This is a genomic window from Bacillus sp. N13C7 (genome assembly GCF_026790065.1).
GTDB lineage: Bacteria > Bacillota > Bacilli > Bacillales > Bacillaceae > Bacillus.
Genome location: NZ_JALAMO010000014.1, coordinates 26237 through 42419, shown reverse-complemented (window position 1 = coordinate 42419; position 16183 = coordinate 26237). Strand labels below are relative to the sequence as shown.

Genomic DNA, 16183 nt, shown 5'->3' with positions numbered 1-16183 from the left:
AAGGAGGATCACATGAATAAATCATTTGAAATTGGCACATTACTTTTAAGGGTAATGACAGGTATTATCTTTTTTGTTCACGGTTTATCAAAGTTTCAGGGAATGGAGGGCACCATCCAATTTTTCGGCAGCATAGGCCTTCCAAGCTTTATGGCGTATGTCATCGCAGTGATTGAACTCGTTGGCGGAGTGCTTGTCTTCTTCGGATTGGCTACACGCATTGTCGGTGTTCTCTTTGCTCTGACGCTGGTCGGCGCCATTATGACAGTTAAGCTGAAAGCGCCATTCATGGGCAATTCAGAATTTGATTACCTTCTGCTTTTGACATCTGTCCACCTTGCGCTTTCCGGAAGCCGTTTCCTGGCGCTGGACCCGCTTGTGTTTAAAGCAAAAAAGAGCGATAACGTATCAGCATAAGAAAAGAGGCATACACAGCATGACCAGCATTCATGAGGATACAAACATTGGCTATGCCAAACTTACAATCCGCAGCCTGGAGCGCTCTCTTCAGTTCTACTGTAATGTCATCGGCTTTCAAGTCTTACAAAAGACTGACCGCCAAGCCGAATTAACGGCTGATGGAAAACACGTCCTGCTTGTTCTTGAAGAAAATCCGAGCGCTGTCGTCCTGCCTGAACGATCTGTAACCGGCCTTTATCATTTTGCGATTCTTCTTCCGAACAGGAAGGAACTTGGTATCGCACTCGCCCGCCTGATTGAACACGGCATTGCCATCGGACATGGAGACCATGCTGTCAGCGAAGCGCTCTATCTGTCTGATCCTGATGGAAATGGCATTGAAATGTACGCTGACCGCCCCCGCAGCACGTGGCAGCGTGATCGTGAAGGAAACTACGTCATGACGACAACCGCGGTGGACATCGAGGGTCTTATGGAAGAAGCCGGAGCTGAGCGGAAAACAGCACTTCCGAACGATACAATGATCGGACACATTCATCTGCATGTCAGCGATCTGAAAGAAGCAAAAGCGTTTTACACAGATGTGCTGGGCTTTAACATTGTCGGAGACTATGCGGGCATGTCTGCTCTCTTCGTTTCAGCCGGGGGCTACCATCACCATATCGGCTTAAACATTTGGGCGGGACGAAACGCGCCGCCTAAACCGACAAATGCCAGCGGATTAGACTATTACACGGTTGTCCTGCCTCATCGGGGGGAACTCGATCGAGTGGCAGACCGGGTCAAACATGCCGGATATTCGATTGAAGAAACGGAAAACAGCTTCTGTGTGAAAGATCCTGTTTCTGGGGCCCATATTGTATTTGTGATTTGATTATAATCCCCTTTGCTGAAAAAACAGCTAGGGGATTTTTTATTTTCCGGAAACTCCTGTCAAAAATGCCTTGAGGCAGGTATGATAAAAAGGGAATTGGGTATTCGGGAGTGATGGGCGTGAAGGCTCTTATATTTACTAGAATTTTCACCTTAATGGTAAGCTGTTCGGTTTATTTTTTCCTTGTAGAGGACGACCGATGGTATGAGTATTTGTTCATAGCTGCGGGTGCGGGTGTTTTCTTAGCAAATCATCTTATATTAAGAGTAGAGAAATATGGCATCTTGTTTTGCCTGATTGATATTGCAGTTGGCTTTTCGTTCGGTTTCATGTTTCCGGGTACAGGTTTATATATTACATTGCTCAGCCCGGTTGCTGTTACCTTTTTTCTGAAGGGATTTGACCGCAAAACTGTGTGGTTTGTCCTTTGTTTTTGTTTTATGATGTGGCTGATCGTTCTCATTCGCACATATCGTATGTTCGGTGATGAATATGTGATGGATCATTGTATCAGCATGACATTTGTTGTCTTCTGCGGAGTCGTAGGCAAATTAATCCGCAAGCTGATGGATGCGGAGGAAACGGCAAAACAGCAGTATCAGGAACTGACGAAGTCCCACCTGGCGCTGTCTGCTGCACACCAGGAGCTGCATTTATATGCGAAACAGGTTGAAGAGCTGACCGCCATTCACGAGCGGAACAGAATGGCAAGGGACATCCATGATACAGTAGGGCATAAAATGACGGCTCTTCTCGTTCAGCTGCAGCTTCTTCGTGAATGGCAAAAAAGAGACGGCCAAAAAGCGGAGGAGACGGTCGGGGTATGTGAAACGCTGGCACGTGAAGCGCTTGATGATGTCCGCTTATCAGTGCGCACTCTGCAAACGGAAAACAGTCCTTCATTAATTGAATCCCTAAAACAGCTGACAGAAGACTTTTACAAGAATGCGGGAGTTGCAGCCGAATTTGCGGTCAGCGGTGATCCTGCAATGATCCCGCTGTCTCTTCATCCGACTTTGGTCAGAACGGTGCAGGAAGCACTGACCAATGCCAAACGGCACGGCGGCGCCACAGCCTGTTCGATACAGCTTGCCTGCACAACGGACAGCATCCGCCTTGTCATTAAGGATGACGGAAAAGGCAATCCCGAGGCAGCACTTGGATTTGGACTCTTGAATATGAAAAAGCGGGCAGCGGAGCATGGGGGATTGATCCGTTTTGAGAGCGAACCGGATAAAGGATTTACTGTAATCGCCGAATTTTCACTGGCTAATAAAAAATGGAGCTTCGGGCCCGCGCAGCAAAAGGAGAGTTTATCATGATTAAGATCATCATTACCGACGATCAGGATATCGTCAGAGAAGGGCTGGCCTCCTTGCTTCAGCTCAGAGACGAGCTCGATGTCATCGCCACGGCGCGAAACGGACAGGAAGCCTACGAAAAGGCGAAGGAACTTAAGCCGGATATTGTGTTAATGGATATCCGAATGCCGGTGTCCAACGGAGTTGAAGGAACAAAATTGATTACAAGCTCGCTGCCCGGCGTAAAGGTTTTGATGCTGACGACCTTCAAGGATTCAGAGCTGATTGCAGAAGCGCTTGAAGAAGGTGCGAGCGGGTATCTGCTGAAGGATATGTCGGCAGATACGATTGTAAAAGCAGTGATGACTGTTCATTCGGGCGGAATGGTGCTTCCTCCGGAACTGACTGCCCAAATGCTGAATGAATGGAAGCGTGAAAAACAGCTGAAAGGAATAAACGAGATAGAAAAACCTAAGGAGCTCTTCGACCTGACCGAGCGTGAAATGGAAGTTCTGGCTGAGCTGGGGTACGGGCTGAATAACAAAGAAATTGCCGAAAAGCTGTTCATTACAGAAGGTACAGTAAAAAATCACGTTTCAAGCATTATCAGCAAGCTGTCTGTCAGAGACAGAACCCAAGCCGCCATCTATTCCGTCAGATATGGTATATCTGTCTTTTGACATATGACGTTCAGCATATGCGTTTCTCTGAAAAGGCCTTTTTCCAGGCCTTTTTTTCATGCCTTATGTTCTATCTGCCGCTACATGCCGCATGCCTCTCTTTTTTCTACAATGGCAATGGGATTAAAAAAGGAGTGAAACGACATGCTGCAAGCAGAAAACATCAAAAAGGCATATGGAAAAAAAACAATCGTGAAAGGCATTTCTTTTTCCCTTCAAAAAGGGGAGTCGTTCGGGCTGCTCGGCCCAAACGGAGCGGGAAAGTCCACAACCATCTCGATGATTTCCGGCCTGGTGCCGCATGACAGCGGGCGCATCACAGTCGGCGGCTATGTCATCGGAAAAGAAACGGCCAAAGCGAAACAAAAAATCGGCGTTGTCCCGCAGGAAATTGCTTTATATCCGACGCTGACAGCCATTGAGAATCTGATGTTTTGGGGGAAAATGTACGGACTTTCACACGGCGAGGCCAAAAAAAGATCGGCAGAGGTCCTTGAATATGTAGGCCTGACTGAGCGGGCCAAAGATAAAATTGAAACGTTCTCAGGCGGAATGAAACGGAGAATCAACATCGGGGCCGCCTTAATGCATAAGCCAGAGCTGCTGATCATGGATGAACCGACTGTCGGCATCGACCCTCAATCGAGAAATCATATTTTAGAAACGGTGAAACAGCTTAATGAAACAGGCATGACCGTGATCTATACGAGCCATTACATGGAAGAGGTCGAGTATTTATGCGACCGGATCGGCATTATAGATCGTGGAGAAATGATTGCGATCGGTACAAAAACCGATTTGTGCAGCCGTCTTGGAGGCGATACCATCATTCAGCTCACGGTTAGCGGGATGGACGAAGCGTTTCTTTTTGCGATCCGTTCTTTGGCTCATGTCAATAATGTCACAGTACAAGAATCAGAGCTCAAAATTGACATTTCTGCGGCCCGCCATGAGAAGGTTGTCACCAGTCTGCTTGCTGAAGCCGCTGCCCACCATATAAATCTGCTGTCTCTTCAGGTGCAGGAACCAAATCTGGAGCGCCTATTTCTGAATCTGACCGGACGCACTTTGCGGGATTGAGGAGGGACTTCTATGAAAAAAAGCATATGGATCGCATGGAAAGATGTCAAAATCAGAATCAAGGACAGAAAAGGATTTATGATGCTTATCTTAATGCCGCTGATCCTAACGTGTATTTTAGGGGCGGCGCTTGGATCGGTTGTTGACGGAAGCAGCCAGATTGATGACATCAAAGTCGGCTATGTCCAAGCTGATCAGTCAGAAGCAGCGAACATGTTCAAAACAGATGTACTCAAAAAAATAAAGTCGATAAAGGTCACACAAGCCGGCAGTGAAGATGAAATGAAGAAACAGCTTGATGAAAAGAAAATCGATGTCGGCATCGTCATTCCGAGCCAATGGGAAACCGGCAAAACTTCAGCTTTTGTCTATGCTGACCCTGATCAAACCTTAAAAAGCGCCATTATCAAAACAGCCGCCGGCTCTTTTATAGAGCAATATAGAGCGGTAAAGGAAGCCGCGTCAGCCTCAATGGACTACCTCAGCAAAACGGAAGCTGTCAAGCAAGGAAAACTTGATCCTTCGCATTTTGCAGAAAAGCTGGTCAAGACGCTCGAAAAAGAAACGGGTAACAAGCTCACTGTGACGGAGAAATCAGTCGGCAGCAAAGCCGTTACCAGTTTTCAATACTATTCTGCGGCAATGCTTTGCATGTTTATGCTGTTTCATATGACAGTCGGGGCGAAATCGTTCTTACAGGAAAAGGATACGGAAACGCTTGCCAGAATGCTGCTGACGCCTGCGCAAAAATATGCCATTCTCTTTGGAAAATGGCTCGGAACCTATCTGTTTGCCATCATACAGTTTTTTATATTTGTCATTGTCACAACCTATGTATTTGGTGTGGACTGGGGCGGCAATCTGCTGTTAGTAAGTGTACTCGGGCTTTCTTACGCTGCCGCTGTATCCGGCATTTCTATGCTGCTTGCGTCGTGCATCAGCGATATGAAATCAGCAGATGCGATAGGCGGGTTCGGTATTCAATTGCTTGCGGTTCTCGGCGGGTCCATGCTGCCGCTGTACCAATTTCCGGACGTCTTGCAGTCTGTATCCAAAGCGGTGCCAAATCGATGGGCGCTTGACGGCTTTCTTTCTTTAATGGAAGGGGGAGGCTGGGCTGACCTTCAAATGCCTGTCCTTCTTTTTGCGGCGATCGGCCTTTGTTCACTCGTGCTTGGTATCAGACGGCTTCATACAAGATAAGGAGGTACACCAAGGTGAAAAAAATCATAGCCATTTGCGGCATTGAGCTTTCTCTCATTTTCAAGAAACCGCAGAATTATTTGATGATGTTCGCTGCCCCGCTTTTGCTTACCTTTGTATTTGGGAGTATGCTTGGCGGTAATGATGATAAGCTACGTCTTGCAATCGTTGATCAGGATGATACGATTCTCTCACAGCATTATATTCAGCAGCTGACGGCACACGATGAGATGTATACGTTCGAAAACATGTCTGAAAGCAAAGCATCAGAAAAGCTGAAACAAAAGAAAATTGCCGGGATCATTGTCATTTCCCGCTCCTTCCAAGCACAGCTGGAAAATGGAAAACATCCTGAGCTGATCTTCCGCCACGGCCCGGAGCTGTCGGAAGCGCCGATGGCGAAACAGTACGCAGAAAGCACATTGGCAAAGCTCAATATTCAGATTGCAGCGGCAAAAGCGGCGGGTCAGGCTGCTGGGGAGAACTGGAAGGCGGCTTATAAATCAGTTATCGCAATAGAGCATGAAGATGCAGTGCCAGCCGTAAAACAAAAGGCGCTCAGTGATAAAAAAGAAGGCACGGGCATAAGTGATACAGCTTCCAGAGCAGCAGGCTTTTCTATCCTGTTTGTCATGCTGACCATGATGGGGGCAACGGGAACCATCTTAGAAGCAAGAAAAAACGGCGTCTGGTCCAGATTGCTTACAGCCTCCGTCAGCCGAGCGGAAATTGGTGCAGGATATGTGCTGTCCTTCTTCGTCATTGGCTGGATTCAATTTGGCATATTGCTTCTCGCAACCCATTGGCTGTTTGGCGTTAACTGGGGGAATCCGGCTGCGGTTATTGTGTTAGTGTCGCTTTTTCTGCTGACTGTTGTCGGCTTCGGATTGGTGATTGCGGCCAATGTCAGAACGCCGGAACAGCAGCTTGCGTTCGGCAACTTATTCGTCATCGCAACATGTATGGTAAGCGGAATGTATTGGCCGATAGACATTGAGCCGAAATTTATGCAGTCTATTGCAGAATTTCTTCCGCAAAAGTGGGCGATGAGCGGGCTGACTGAGATTATCGCAAACGACGCGCACGTCACAGATATTCTCGGGATTTGCGGCATCCTGCTTGCTTTTGCGGCAATTACCTTCACAGTGGGGCTGAAAGCGCTCCGCGCGTAAAAAACATCTGCCGTTTAGGCAGATGTTTTTTTGCATGTGGGTAAACCCACGCATTCGTATGGGTGCAGCCTGAAGGGCGCTCCCGGTTAATCCTTATCGATCATAGCTAAAATTGATTCCAGCCAAGAAACATAATTTTTCTCTCTCTCCAGCGCTTTCGTCAGCACAAGATAGTGGCCGAAGTCTGGTGAAGAAAACGACATCGGCTCCGCTGAAGCCATAAGCTTTTCATAGCTTCCCTGCAGATCAGACAGCTTGGCTTTGCGTTTTTGCAGCTGGTCTTTGAACAACTCAGAAGCCTCCTGTCGCGATAGACAAGAAATGAAATAAGCCTTCAGCATAAATTCATCCTTGACCGTCTCCGGTATCGGCTGGTGGCGGATCAGCCAGTCATGCAGCTCCTGCTTTCCGCTGTCTGTCAGGGTGTACATTTTTTTCTCAAGCTTTGTGCCTTGAATTGTCGTCCGGAACGTGATAAAACCTTCATCCGTCAGCTTTTTGAGCTCAGGATAAATCTGGCTGTGCTTGGCGCTCCAAAATTGGCCGAGCTCCTCTTTAAAATAACTCGTAATATCGTATCCGCTCAATTCGCCTTTTCGCAAAAGCCCTAATATGGCGTATTTTAATACTCTCATGCTTTCCTCCGTGTCTATGGCTGTTTCACAAAAAAGATGAGCCAATGCTCAACTGTGATCCTAACTGCCTATTCCCCTTATTATAGAAAAGGGAGGAAGGGAACACAACCTGTCTACTTGGGAAATAAAGATGATAGGTACGAAATGAATCGAAGAATATGGGATTCAGCTTCATTTATCATTTGAAAAAAATATATATAATTAATTTTCTGAAAAAATATTAACAAAGTAGATGTTTTATGTATAATAGGAAATTGGTGGTACAAACATTTTAAGGGGGAAATAAACGTGAAAAAAATACTTTTTGCATCCACTATCTGTTTATCACTGATTCTATCTGTTCTAGCCGCGCCGCCGTCAAGCGCAAAAGCTGAATCAGTACATAATCCTGTTGTTCTTGTTCATGGAATAAGTGGTGCCTCATACAACTTTTTCGCTATTAAAAACTACTTAATTTCTCAAGGCTGGCAAAGCAACAAACTGTATGCAATTGATTTTTATGATAAAACAGGGAACAACCTAAATAACGGCCCGCAGCTCGCTGCATATGTTGACCGTGTTTTAAAAGAAACGGGAGCCAAAAAAGTAGATATTGTGGCTCATAGTATGGGAGGCGCCAACACGCTGTATTATATTAAATATTTAGGCGGGGGCAATAAGATTCAAAATGTGGTAACGCTTGGAGGGGCTAATGGTTTAGTTTCATCAACAGCACTGCCGGGCACAGATCCAAATCAGAAAATCCTCTATACATCTATCTACAGTCTAAATGATGAAATTGTAATCAATAGCTTGTCTCGTTTACAAGGAGCCAGAAACATCCAGCTTTATGGCATCGGCCATATTGGCTTGCTTTCTAATAGCCAAGTGAACGGCTATATCAAAGAAGGATTGAATGGCGGAGGCCTTAATACAAATTAATAGTTCATTGCCAAAAACCTGCTGTAACAAGACAGCAGGTTTTTTCGATTCTCTAAAACAAGAATTTTTAAGACCTTAGTCTATAATTCATATTCTAATTTATGTCATCAGGCACTTTTCCAAAGTGGTTCAGACATGTTAAGGTACAACCATCGATTTCTAAAAATTTGAAATAAAGGAGCGCTGTTATGCAAATTAAAGAAATTTTTATGATCCGCTGCATTTCGTGCTTAAGTGTCGTTCTGCTCCATATCATTTCAATGGTCCTGATGCTTCAGGCAGAAGCTCTCGCTGATATGTCTCACACTATTGATTCGTTCCGCACACTCCTGATGTTCAGCACGCCTGCTTTCATCTTCATCTCTGAATTTTTGCTGGCGCGTTCTTATCCTGACGGGGTCCCGGACGGTTTTTTAAAGAAGCGGGGGAAAGTGATTTTCGTCCCTTTTTTATTTATCGCGGCTGTCGATGCGCTGCTGATGACAAGTGCGATGGGGGGAGAGGTAACCTTTCTTGCGTTCGTGCAAAAGTACCTGGCGAATGTATTCTTAGGAAACTTTATTGGATACTTCATTCTTGTTATTTTTCAATTTTACTTTCTGCATATGCTGTTTCATGAGTATCTGAAAAAAGCATCGCTGAAATGGGTGCTGTCCATTTCATTTGTGGTGACAGCGGCATATTTAAGCTATTTCGCTGTAGTCAGTCCTGCTTCTGCTCCTGCTCCTGAAGAGGGCGGGGGGTTTCCATTTTTCTGGGTTCCGTTCGCAGGCTGGCTTTTCTACTTTTGTCTTGCCTACTATTGCGGAAAAGAGTACAAGCGCTTTTTAACGCTGCTGAACCAATACCGCTGGGTGGTATACGGCGCCGCAATTGCTTCTGGCGCGCTGGTTGTCACTGTTTCTTATGTTGGTGAAATCGGCATGATCAGCTCAAAACGGCCCGATATCATGCTGTACTCAACAAGTATGATTTTCCTGTGCTTTCACTTGTTTTCTAAAATAAAGCATGTGCCGAAAATCATGATGTTTATCAGCAACTACTCCTTTTCGATTTATCTGCTCCATGCCTATTTTATGATTATCGGCTACGTGCTGCTTTTGAATATGCCCGAAATACCTGCCGTACCGGCTGTTCTCCTGTTGTTTGCCGTGTGCACAGCCGGCCCGATCCTGACCTCATGGGCGCTGAATAAATGTAAATACGGTTATTTATTTGTAGGGAAGGTCTATCAGCCAAAACAGAAGAAAGTAACAGTAGAAGTGCGTGATCACGCGGGGTGAAAAATAAGCGGCAGGAGAGAGGCTCCTGCCGTTTGTAATGTGTTATTCTGTTTACATTATGATTGCAGTCTCCATTCCTTCAACCTTCAGCGGGTTTAATTTATGCACGTGCACAATCTTTTTCTTGTAAAATAAAGGAGAAGATTGAACCGAAGGGAGAACATACATGACAACAGCCAATCTAAGCTATCCAATAGGAGAATACCAGCCGAGGGAATCCGTATCGAAGGAGCTGAAAGAAGAATGGATTCAGGCGCTTGAAGAGGTGCCGGCCAAACTGATGCAAGCCGTTGAAGGCTTGACAACCAGCCAGCTTGACACACCCTACCGGGACGGGGGATGGACCGTTCGCCAAGTTGTTCATCATCTGGCTGACAGTCATATGAACGGCTATACTCGTTTTAAATTGAGCTTGACGGAGGAGACACCGGCCATCCGTCCGTATGATGAAAAAGCATGGTCAGAGCTAAAGGACTCGAAAACAGCAGATCCGAGCGGTTCACTAGCACTTTTACAGGAGCTTCACGGACGATGGACGGCTCTTCTCCGCAGTCTAACGAAGCAGCAATTTCAGCGCGGGTTTTACCATCCTGATACAAAGGAGATCATGACGCTAGAAAACGCGCTAGGGCTGTATGTCTGGCACTCACATCACCATATCGCTCATATTACGGAACTTTCCAAACGGATGGGGTGGTCTTAACGCTTTTGCCGGCGGAAAGCCGGAAGAGTGATAGCAGCAATCACCAGCAGTGAAATCACAGCAGCAGCGGCATATAAATGATGATAGCCGCTGGCGATACTTGCATGAATGGCGTCGCTTATCGCGGTTTGGACTTCAGGCACGGGAATGCGTTCGATTTGTTCTTGTAAAGAAGAAACATCAGAACTGTTGATTTCCGGAATCATCTGCATCGCCTTTTCTGAATGTCCGCTGTCCGGTAAGCGGCTGCTGATCTCATCGTCGATTTGGTTAAACCCGGCTGTGATAAAGCCTGCATAAAGAGTAGGTGCCAATGTCAGGCCAATTTGCCTTACCAATGAAAGTGTGCCGAGCGCTGTGCCCTTATTCGTTTTCGCTGCCTCTGATACAAGGACGTTCAGCGGCGCGCCTAACAGAAAGCCAAAACCGATCCCAGCTATCACACTTGCGATCACAAACTCCCATTTCTCCGTCACCCAGAGCGGAAATAAAGCAAATCCCACACATGAAATGATTCCCGAAAGAACAATGGTTTTCACCGGTCCTTTTTTGTCTGTGAGAACTCCGCCAAGCCAGGCCCCAATTCCGGAAGCTAACGCAAGCGGCGTCATCCAATAGCCTGCTTTTGCCGCGGGGACGCCTAAATACTGCTCAACATATGACGGGATAAAAATGACCGCCGCCAAGAGTCCGCCGGATAACAAACCGATCATAAGCGTGCGCTGAAACGTGCTGTTCCGCAGCAGAGAATACGCCAAAATCGGATCGCCCCCGCGCATTTCAACCTGTTTTTCAAACCAAACAAGCCCTGCAAAACAGAGAATGCCAAAAAGAATACACCCATAAACCTCCGGATCTCCCAAGCTGTTTAAAAGATGTGCTCCGTCAAGATTCGTCATGCCGTACATCACAGCTAAAATCGACAGGGACAGAAGGAAGATTCCAGCCGCATCGAGACGTTTAGCTTCAGGCGCTTTTGTTTCCGCAATAAAACGTGAACCGAAAACAACCAATAGCACCGCGATCGGCAAATTAATCAAAAACAGCCAATGCCAAGACCCAGTCCAATCTAGCAGAAAGCTTCCAATATTCGGCCCGAGCACAGCAGCCATCCCATTCATCGCGCCAAGCAGCCCCAGCGCCTTCCCCTGTTGTTTCTTTGGAAGGGTCGCGAGAATGTGCGAGCTGCCGATGATGAAAATCCCGCCGCCCCCAAGCGCCTGAATCAGCCGCGATATCAGAAAGAGCGGGAAGCTTTGACTCAAAGCAACAAGCAAAGAACCAAGCCCGAACAGGCAAACCTCAATGAGGAAGAGTTTTTTTCTGCCGTAGCGGTCGGAGAGCTTTCCGACGATTGGCACACTGACGCTAAGACCGAGCGTATAAAGGGTAATGCCCCATGATCCCCAAGAAGGAGAAACGGCAAACGACTCGTTTATTGTTGTTAAAGCAGCCGAAATAATTCCGTTATCAAGCGCAGCCATAAACACACCAATCGTAAACAGGCTGATTGCCCACTTTTGGCTTTTCTGCTCTGTTAATGCTTCAGACATATTCATCATCCCCTTTTTTAATTCACTTTGAATATATTATTCATTTTAAATGAACTAAATGTCAAATAAAAAAAGCCTGCGCCCGCAGTTTGCGGATGACAGACTTTAACCTTATTCCTTTTTCGCTTTTTCCAATGCTTTGGAAAGGATAGAAAGCCCTTCGGAAACGGCCTGCTTTTCTTCGGGAGAAAGCAGTTCCAGTGAACGCTTTAATTTCAGGTGGCCCTTTTCATACAGACCGCGAAAAATTTTTTTTGCATTTTCTGTCAACTGAATAACTACAGAGCGGCGGTCTTCTTCAGAATGTGAGCGTTTGACAAATCCTGATTTTTCAAGGCGGTCAAGCAGTCCTGTTGTATTGGACAGGGAAGCCCCCATTTTTTCAGCGATGTCGCTCACTTTCAGTGTTCCGTGATTGTTTAATAGCATCAGCACTTTCATCTGCGGCATGCTCATATCCAGCTTCATCCACTCAGACACATCACCGAGTCCGGCAGAGGTTAAGACCTTCATATAGAGCACCCATATTTCCCGCTCCTCAGATGAAAGAATGTTTTCGTTTAAGACTGTAGTATCATGTAAATTATATTCCATTTCATCACTTCCTCATCATTCGCTCCTTTTACCATATTACTCGATTTTCACTGCTGAAAGAAAGGGAGCAGAAACTGTATTAGGGACTTTGTCCGAAAAATAGCGGTAGTGTATAATGAGTTGGAGATTATTGGGGGAAAAAGATCGAACTAGAATATGATTGGAGAGACCATTGCTGATTAAAAAAAATGCTTTATCAATGTTAAAAATCGTTTTTCCTATTGCTGTTTTGCTATTTGTTATTTATCAATCGAAAAAAGAACTGACAAATCTGTCATTCAAACGTACACTCATGGTCATCAACGGGCTGGAACGAACGGACTTATTCATCCTTGTATTGATCGGCTTGCTGGCTGTGGCGGCCATGTCGCTGTATGATTACGTCCTGAAATACTCGCTGCGCCTATCGATCACGAACGGAAAGGTATTCAGGGTTTCCTGGATCGCCAATTCATTTAATAATGTGCTCGGGTTTGGCGGTTTGGCCGGAGTCGGGTTAAGAATGATGTTTTATAAGGAGCATACGAAGGACCATAAGGCCCTTGTGAAAGGAATCGCCTGGCTGACATCATCTATGCTGCTCGGGTTATCTGTATTCAGCATATTCGTCGCTGCACGAGTGCTGCCAGTGGATGAAGTGATTCATGAAAAGCCTTGGCTGTGGGCGGTCGTTATCGGTTTTGCGCTAATTTTGCCAATATCCCTGGCAGTGTCCAAAATAAAAGGCAAAAAAGGCGAAGATGAAGAGAATGCGGATAAAGTGAAAAATCCGATTTTCGCATATATTGGCGCTTCGGTTGCCGAATGGCTTATGGCTGGAGTCGTCATCTACCTGTCTTTGTTTGCGATGGGCATTCATGCCGATATGAGGTATGTGTTCGGTGTATTCGTCATTGCGGCGATCGGAGGGATGATCAGCCTCGTGCCGGGCGGCTTCGGCTCGTTTGACCTTTTGTTTTTGCTCGGGATGGAGCAGCTTGGCTATCACCAGGAGGCGATTGTTACATCAATTGTTTTGTACAGGATCGTCTATTCATTTATCCCATTCGGTCTCGGACTGTTCTTTGCTGCCGGCGACCTGACCGAAAATACAATGAAACGGCTCGAAACGAACCCGCGCATCGCACCGGCTATTGAGACGACAAACGTTTTGCTTATCGTCCAGCGGGCAATCTTAGTGAGAATTTTGCAAGGCTCGCTTTCGCTTATTGTGTTTGTTGCCGGCTTGATTGTCTTGGCGTCAGTATCCTTGCCGATTGACAGGCTTACCGTCATTCCGCACATTCCGCGCCCGGCGCTTTTGCTGTTCAACGGGCTGTCCTTAAGCTCAGCGCTCATTCTGCTGATTATGCCGATCGAGCTTTATAAACGGACAAAACGATCCTATACGATGGCGATAACAGCCCTCGTCGGCGGGTTTGTGTTCAGCTTCTTAAAAGGACTCAATATCAGTGCCATATTCGTATTGCCGATGATTATTGTATTGCTTGTGCTTTTGAAAAAACAATTTGTCCGGGAACAGGCATCCTATACGCTGGGGCAACTGCTTTTCGCTGTAGCGCTTTTCACTGTGGCGCTCTTTAACTACAACGTCATCGCAAGTTTCATTTGGGACCGGATGAAGAAGGTGATGCGGCATGAATATTTCGTCCACAGCGATTCTCATATTACGTATGCGACGATCATGGCAATTATCATCGTGCCGCTGTTCTTCTTCATATTTACAATGGTGTATCATAAGAAGACAAAACCCATCGGGGAAAAAGCTGATTCCAAACGCCTTGCTTCGTTTTTAAATGAAAATGGGGGCAACGCGCTGAGCCATCTCGGCTTTCTTGGAGATAAGCGGTTTTATTTTTCAAGTGACGGAAATGCAATGCTGCTGTTTGGAAAAATCGCCAGAAGACTGGTCGTGCTCGGCGATCCGTCAGGCAAAAGAGAATCATTCCCGCTCGTTCTGGAAGAATTTCTAAACGAAGCGCATCAAAAAGGCTTCAGTGTCCTGTTCTATCAAATTGAACGAGAGGACATGGCGCTGTATCACGATTTTGGCTATAACTTCTTTAAACTGGGCGAGGAAGCCTATGTGGATTTAAATACATTTACCCTGACAGGGAAGAAAAAAGCCGGCCTCCGGGCAATCAATAACCGGTTTGAACGGGAGGAATATACCTTCCATGTGGATCATCCCCCATTTTCCGAAGCGTTTTTGGAGGAGCTGAAACAGATCTCTGACGAATGGCTCGGCCCGAAAAGGGAGAAGGGATTCTCGCTCGGATTTTTTGATCGCTCCTATTTACAGAAAGCGCCGATCGCCTACATGAAAAATGCAGAAGGAGAGATCGTTGCATTCGCAAATGTCATGCCGATGTATCAGGAAGGGGAGATATCAGTTGATCTGATGCGCTACCGCGATGACGCCCCAAACGGCATTATGGATGCATTGTTTATCCGGATGTTTTTATGGGCGAAGGAGGAGGGCTTCACGTCGTTTAACATGGGGATGGCGCCCTTGGCCAATGTTGGCACGGCTTTTACATCCTTCTGGTCAGAAAGATTTGCCGCCATCATTTTTAATAATGTCAGATACATGTACAGCTTTAGCGGACTAAGAGCCTTTAAAGAAAAATACAAACCCGAGTGGCGCGGCAAATACTTGGCATACCGAAAAAACAGATCTCTTTCTGTCACCATGTTCCTCGTCACGCGTCTGATCGGCAAAAGCAAAAAAGACTCCGTCTCGTAAGACGGAGCCTTTTTTATTTTGTTTTTAAGAAATAGGTTTCAATATCATCAAGCAGATAGTTTGCGGCTTTAATACCGCCTGCGGTTGTCCACACCACATCATCAACTTCATGGGCATTACCTGACTTCACGGCCTTCAGGTTTTTCCATAGTGAACTGCTAGTCCACTGATTGGCCCATTTTTCATTTTCTTTTGCATTATCGGCTTTATATGTGAAATAAAACAGCACATCAGCATCCATATCAGGAATGGACTCTTTACTGTCTGTTGAGAATGTAAATTGGTCCTTCTGTTTCTTAAACAGCTCCACTTGTTTTTCAGGGCGTTTGAAGCCAAGCTGGTCTAAAATAATCCCCGAGAATGAATCGGTATAATAGATTCTTGACTCGCCGGATAAAAAGCGTACGACAGAAACGGTTTTGTCAGTCTGGTCGCCAAGCTTGTCTTTTAAATCAGAAACGCGTTTATCAAAATCCGCAACCACTTCCTTGCCTTTGTCTGCCTTATTCACCGCGTTGGCGTACAGAGTCAGGTTGTCCTTCCAGTTCCCGGCTAAAGATTCAGCGAAAACAGTCGGCGCAATTGCGTTTAACTGATCATAAATTTTTTCCTGGCGCACTTTGTTTCCGATAATTAAATCAGGCTCTAATTCTGCGATGGCTTCCACATTCGGTTCTGTTTCAAGACCGACGTTTTTAACACCTTTCATGTCATCTTTCAGATAGTCATACCAAGGGTCGCCCTTCCATGACTTTACGGCTCCGACCGGCTTAATGCCAAGCGCTAAGAGCGCTTCTGTTCCTTCATTTGTTAAAACAACAATCCGTTTTGGATTGGCGGGAATGTTGTCTGATGTCCCCATTGCATGTTTGACCGTTCTTGTTTTATTGCTTGATCCCTCGCTGTTGCTTGAACTTTCTGAACCATTACAGGCAGAAAGTACCATAGCGGCCATTAAAATAACGAATAGCATGCTGATATGCTTTTTCATCTTTTTCCTCCTGATATTGAAATTCAT

Annotated in this window: 15 protein-coding genes; 11 read left to right on the top strand and 4 right to left on the bottom strand. The window is 46.0% G+C overall.

Annotated features, from left to right (window positions below; genetic code table 11):
- Nucleotides 1-12 precede the first annotated feature (12 nt).
- From MOB98_RS15835 to MOB98_RS15805, 7 genes are all read left to right on the top strand, one after another.
- Entirely contained in the window at nt 13-417 is a 405-nt protein-coding gene (locus MOB98_RS15835) for a DoxX family protein (protein WP_268357860.1), read from the top strand.
- 19 nt (nt 418-436) lie between these two features.
- A complete protein-coding gene (locus tag MOB98_RS15830) occupies nt 437-1294 on the top strand; it encodes a VOC family protein (protein WP_268357859.1) in 858 nt (285 codons plus the stop codon).
- Nucleotides 1295-1413: 119 nt separating this feature from the next.
- Nucleotides 1414-2616 carry a sensor histidine kinase gene (locus MOB98_RS15825; protein ID WP_268357858.1) on the top strand — a complete coding sequence of 401 codons (1203 nt, stop codon included), beginning with the start codon at nt 1414-1416 and terminating at the stop codon, nt 2614-2616.
- Nucleotides 2613-3275 (top strand): two-component system response regulator LnrK, encoded by a 663-nt coding sequence (gene lnrK, locus MOB98_RS15820; RefSeq protein WP_268357857.1) that lies wholly within the window; start codon nt 2613-2615, stop codon nt 3273-3275. Before MOB98_RS15825 ends, lnrK begins: the two co-directional genes overlap by 4 nt.
- 144 nt (nt 3276-3419) lie before the next feature.
- Nucleotides 3420-4355, top strand: coding sequence for a linearmycin resistance ATP-binding protein LnrL (gene lnrL, locus MOB98_RS15815; RefSeq protein WP_268357855.1), 936 nt, complete (start codon nt 3420-3422; stop codon nt 4353-4355).
- A 12-nt stretch (nt 4356-4367) separates the two neighbouring features.
- Nucleotides 4368-5558 carry an ABC transporter permease gene (locus MOB98_RS15810; protein ID WP_268357854.1) on the top strand — a complete coding sequence of 397 codons (1191 nt, stop codon included), beginning with the start codon at nt 4368-4370 and terminating at the stop codon, nt 5556-5558.
- 14 nt (nt 5559-5572) lie between these two features.
- Entirely contained in the window at nt 5573-6730 is a 1158-nt protein-coding gene (locus tag MOB98_RS15805; protein ID WP_268357853.1) for an ABC transporter permease, read from the top strand.
- Nucleotides 6731-6816: 86 nt separating this feature from the next.
- Here MOB98_RS15805 and padR read toward each other — a convergent pair whose 3' ends face one another.
- Nucleotides 6817-7365, bottom strand: a complete 549-nt coding sequence (gene padR / locus MOB98_RS15800; protein WP_268357852.1) for a transcriptional regulator PadR — start codon at nt 7363-7365, stop codon at nt 6817-6819.
- Nucleotides 7366-7653: 288 nt separating this feature from the next.
- On the opposite strand from padR, the gene estB reads away from it, so the two are divergent.
- The 3 genes from estB (at nt 7654) to bstA (ending at nt 10272) form a co-directional block, all read left to right on the top strand.
- Nucleotides 7654-8286 carry an esterase EstB gene (gene estB, locus MOB98_RS15795; RefSeq protein WP_268357851.1) on the top strand — a complete coding sequence of 211 codons (633 nt, stop codon included), beginning with the start codon at nt 7654-7656 and terminating at the stop codon, nt 8284-8286.
- 188 nt (nt 8287-8474) lie between these two features.
- A complete protein-coding gene (locus MOB98_RS15790) occupies nt 8475-9569 on the top strand; it encodes an acyltransferase family protein (RefSeq protein WP_268357849.1) in 1095 nt (364 codons plus the stop codon).
- A 166-nt stretch (nt 9570-9735) separates the two neighbouring features.
- On the top strand, nt 9736-10272 hold the full coding sequence (bstA, locus tag MOB98_RS15785) for a bacillithiol transferase BstA (RefSeq protein ID WP_268357848.1): 537 nt from the start codon (nt 9736-9738) through the stop codon (nt 10270-10272).
- Here bstA and MOB98_RS15780 read toward each other — a convergent pair.
- Nucleotides 10269-11825 (bottom strand): MFS transporter, encoded by a 1557-nt coding sequence (locus MOB98_RS15780; protein WP_268357847.1) that lies wholly within the window; start codon nt 11823-11825, stop codon nt 10269-10271. The two genes, bstA and MOB98_RS15780, sit on opposite strands and share 4 nt — an antisense overlap.
- 111 nt (nt 11826-11936) lie before the next feature.
- Entirely contained in the window at nt 11937-12419 is a 483-nt protein-coding gene (locus tag MOB98_RS15775; protein WP_268357846.1) for a MarR family transcriptional regulator, read from the bottom strand.
- A 172-nt stretch (nt 12420-12591) separates the two neighbouring features.
- Between MOB98_RS15775 and mprF the strand changes: the two genes are divergently transcribed.
- Entirely contained in the window at nt 12592-15165 is a 2574-nt protein-coding gene (gene mprF / locus MOB98_RS15770; protein WP_268357845.1) for a bifunctional lysylphosphatidylglycerol flippase/synthetase MprF, read from the top strand.
- Between the two features lie 13 nt (nt 15166-15178).
- Here mprF and MOB98_RS15765 read toward each other — a convergent pair whose 3' ends face one another.
- The gene (locus tag MOB98_RS15765) at nt 15179-16156 is read right to left on the bottom strand and encodes an iron-siderophore ABC transporter substrate-binding protein (protein ID WP_268357843.1); all 978 of its coding nucleotides are present in this window, start codon (nt 16154-16156) and stop codon (nt 15179-15181) included.
- Between the last annotated feature and the right edge of the window lie 27 nt (nt 16157-16183).

Bases quoted from the DNA above. Each gene is read 5' to 3' on its own strand.
- MOB98_RS15835 (WP_268357860.1), top strand. From the start codon at position 13: ATGAATAAATCATTTGAAATTGGCACATTACTTTTAAGGGTAATGACA.
- MOB98_RS15830 (WP_268357859.1), top strand. From the start codon at position 437: ATGACCAGCATTCATGAGGATACAAACATTGGCTATGCCAAACTTACA.
- lnrK (WP_268357857.1), top strand. From the start codon at position 2,613: ATGATTAAGATCATCATTACCGACGATCAGGATATCGTCAGAGAAGGG.
- lnrL (WP_268357855.1), top strand. From the start codon at position 3,420: ATGCTGCAAGCAGAAAACATCAAAAAGGCATATGGAAAAAAAACAATC.
- MOB98_RS15810 (WP_268357854.1), top strand. From the start codon at position 4,368: ATGAAAAAAAGCATATGGATCGCATGGAAAGATGTCAAAATCAGAATC.
- padR (WP_268357852.1), bottom strand. From the start codon at position 7,365: ATGAGAGTATTAAAATACGCCATATTAGGGCTTTTGCGAAAAGGCGAA.
- MOB98_RS15790 (WP_268357849.1), top strand. From the start codon at position 8,475: ATGCAAATTAAAGAAATTTTTATGATCCGCTGCATTTCGTGCTTAAGT.
- bstA (WP_268357848.1), top strand. From the start codon at position 9,736: ATGACAACAGCCAATCTAAGCTATCCAATAGGAGAATACCAGCCGAGG.
- MOB98_RS15780 (WP_268357847.1), bottom strand. From the start codon at position 11,825: ATGTCTGAAGCATTAACAGAGCAGAAAAGCCAAAAGTGGGCAATCAGC.
- MOB98_RS15775 (WP_268357846.1), bottom strand. From the start codon at position 12,419: ATGGAATATAATTTACATGATACTACAGTCTTAAACGAAAACATTCTT.
- MOB98_RS15765 (WP_268357843.1), bottom strand. From the start codon at position 16,156: ATGAAAAAGCATATCAGCATGCTATTCGTTATTTTAATGGCCGCTATG.